Raw genomic sequence first — 1755 nt, 5'->3', positions numbered from 1 at the left:
ACGGCGCCTTGGGCAGGATGATGGCAACGACCCGGTTCGTAACGTAAAGCGGCTCCAGCGGCATGCAGTCGATCCTCGTGTCAGAAGATCAAATGCTAAAGCAAGACGGCCATCACTCCACGCTTACTCAGAATCAACGCGGCTTTACTCTGATCGAACTGATGATCGTTGTGGCAATTGTCGGCATTCTGGCTGCGATTGCCTTGCCGGCATACCAAGACTATGTCGCGCGGTCCCGCGTAACAGAGGGTTTAACGTTGGCTTCCGAAAGCAAGGTGTTGGTGGCTGAGAATGCAATTGCTAAGACAGGCAATCTCGCTGCAGGCGCTGCCCCATCCGTTCAGACGGAAAATGTTGAAGGCATTAGCATCGACGAGAATACGGGGGCTATCACCATTTCCTTTAAAGACCGTGTTGCACCGGCAGGGAGTAATCAATTGGTGTTGGTGCCGTACACCGGGGACGGCGAGACTGCGGCGAACCTGTCCACGGGAAGCGCACCAACTGGCCCGATCCAATGAGCCTGTGGTGCGGCCAACAAGAAATTCCCAGGCAATGTGGCGGCAGGCAGTTCGCCGACGTTGACGGCAAAGTACGCTCCGGCCGAATGCCGTTGATTTGGGGTCAACAGCAAAGAGCGTCCTTGAGACGCTCTTTGCTTTTTAGGCGCTTACCCCAGCCACCCACTCCCCAGACTTCCCTCCCCGCTTCTCCATCAACCGCACATCCCCGATCACCATCCCCCGATCCACGGCCTTGCACATTTGCGGCATGGGCCATAACCTTTGGCTGACAGTCTTATAAATCAAAGACTTACGAAGTGTCATTCAATCCATCTTGTCCAAATCGGTTGGTCAATTTGGACAGCGTTTGGACAAGACTTGGACAACAATTCCTGACCAATCGCCGGACGGAAGTTTACGCGACGGAAATGCTCTTGGCGATGGAGATGGGCCTCTGACCAGTGCTGATCAATGCGACATTCGCAAAGCTAGCCGCAACGCATTGGCGCCATCCTCGAATACGTTCCATCCGCGACACCCCACTTCCGTGGGGGTATACATTGCAGGTGCGTGACGCAACATGCTTCTAACGTCAACACATATGGCGAAACGGGGAAGCATATGGAAAAGAACATTGTTCGCGCAAAGGCGTTCACGGTCCGTTCCAACAACGGCTGGACGGAACGCTTCAAGGGTGTTGTTACCTTGCTGACGGTCACTGACCACAACAAGGAGCACATCGAAACGTACCAGTGCGATCAAGCACGGTCAGATCGCGACTTGGCCCAAGCGGATGCGGATCAACTGTTGTCGCTCAAGACAAGTGAATTTTTGCCGAGGCTGGCATAAGGGCTGAAGAGTCAATCCGCGAATGGACGAGCGCTGCGATGGGATACCATCGCGCAACAAGAACCACGCGCATAGACCTCTATGAGCAACAAGGACCCGAAGGGGTATTACGCCATCCTTGGCGTTGCCCCGGACGCCGAGGCAGGGGAGATCAAGGCTACCTATCGCCGCAGGGCGATGGAGCTTCATCCAGACCGTAACAAGGCCGCCAATGCGACTGAGCAGTTCCAGCTTCTGAACGAAGCGTATGGCGTTCTAAGCGATCCCATTGCCCGTGTGTTGGCGCGCAGCTAAATTTGACCCACGGTTTTCATCTAAATTTGACCCACCCCGAGACGGCGTAAAGCGTTACTGCGGTGTGGATAACTCTTCGGTTTCTGCCTCCTTGGGGCCTTTTCGGCGG

Annotated in this window: 3 protein-coding genes and 1 pseudogene; 3 read left to right on the top strand and 1 reads right to left on the bottom strand. The window is 55.0% G+C overall.

Annotated features, from left to right (window positions below):
* Positions 1-62: 62 nt before the first annotated feature.
* Complete coding sequence (locus tag NG900_RS26520; RefSeq protein WP_289814011.1) at positions 63-521, top strand: pilin; 459 nt, start codon at positions 63-65, stop codon at positions 519-521.
* A gap of 141 nt (positions 522-662) precedes the next feature.
* Here the strand turns inward: NG900_RS26520 and moaC are convergent.
* Positions 663-764: pseudogene (moaC, locus tag NG900_RS26515) on the bottom strand (cyclic pyranopterin monophosphate synthase MoaC); the annotation flags it as partial.
* A 360-nt stretch (positions 765-1124) separates the two neighbouring features.
* Between moaC and NG900_RS26510 the strand changes: the two are divergent.
* The gene (locus NG900_RS26510) at positions 1125-1352 is read left to right on the top strand and encodes a hypothetical protein (protein WP_252685374.1); all 228 of its coding nucleotides are present in this window, start codon (positions 1125-1127) and stop codon (positions 1350-1352) included.
* 81 nt (positions 1353-1433) lie between these two features.
* Complete coding sequence (locus tag NG900_RS26505) at positions 1434-1646, top strand: DnaJ domain-containing protein (protein ID WP_252685372.1); 213 nt, start codon at positions 1434-1436, stop codon at positions 1644-1646.
* The last annotated feature ends 109 nt before the right edge of the window (positions 1647-1755 follow it).

The sequence above is a fragment of the Ralstonia soli genome, assembly GCF_023955655.1.
In the GTDB taxonomy this organism is placed as follows: domain Bacteria; phylum Pseudomonadota; class Gammaproteobacteria; order Burkholderiales; family Burkholderiaceae; genus Ralstonia; species Ralstonia soli.
The sequence above is the reverse complement of the archived record's forward strand: the minus strand, read 5'-3'. Positions and strand labels throughout refer to the sequence as shown.